Source organism: Prevotella sp. oral taxon 317 str. F0108 (genome assembly GCF_000162415.1).
Classification (GTDB): domain Bacteria; phylum Bacteroidota; class Bacteroidia; order Bacteroidales; family Bacteroidaceae; genus Prevotella; species Prevotella conceptionensis.
The window spans coordinates 1-533 of record NZ_GG740130.1 but is presented as its reverse complement, the minus strand read 5'-3'; the positions used below and the strand labels follow the sequence as shown (position 1 = coordinate 533).

Sequence of the window (533 nt, the reverse complement as noted above, 5' to 3'; positions counted from 1 at the left end):
AAAAACAACGCCTATGAACCTGTGGACACCCAACAACGACATCGCCGTGAGCATCGGCGGCAAGCCGCTTTTCTCGTTCAAGTCGCTCCGGCTGCACCAACCCATCAACGACCATCACCGCTTTGAGCTCGCCTTGGACTTCGAGGTGGCGGCCAAGGCTCTGGAAGACGGTACGGAATGGCTGGGCAAGCGCATACAAATCAAGAGAAGGGAGGCGAAATCGTTCCTGTTCGTCGGGGTCGTCACGAAGGTGAACGCCTGCCGGGAGAACCTGGACGGCGGAGAGGTACGCGTGTCGGGCTATTCCACCACCTACCTGCTTGGAGAACGGCGAGAGCTGCCACTCGTGGCTCGGCCGCACGCTGGGCGAGATAGTCAGGGAGCTGTGCGCCAAGGCGGGCGTGCAGGCGCAGGTGGAACCCGAACACGACAAGTCCGTGGGGTACGTCTGCCAATACCGGGAATCGGACTTCACGTTCATCCGGCGGCTGGCCAAGAAGTACCAGGAGTGGCTGTACTACGACGGCGCCAAG

The 533-nt window shown here is 61.2% G+C and carries 1 pseudogene; it reads left to right on the top strand.

The window, feature by feature from the left end:
* Positions 1–293 precede the first annotated feature (293 nt).
* Positions 294–533, top strand: a pseudogene (locus HMPREF0670_RS16070) (contractile injection system protein, VgrG/Pvc8 family); the annotation flags it as partial.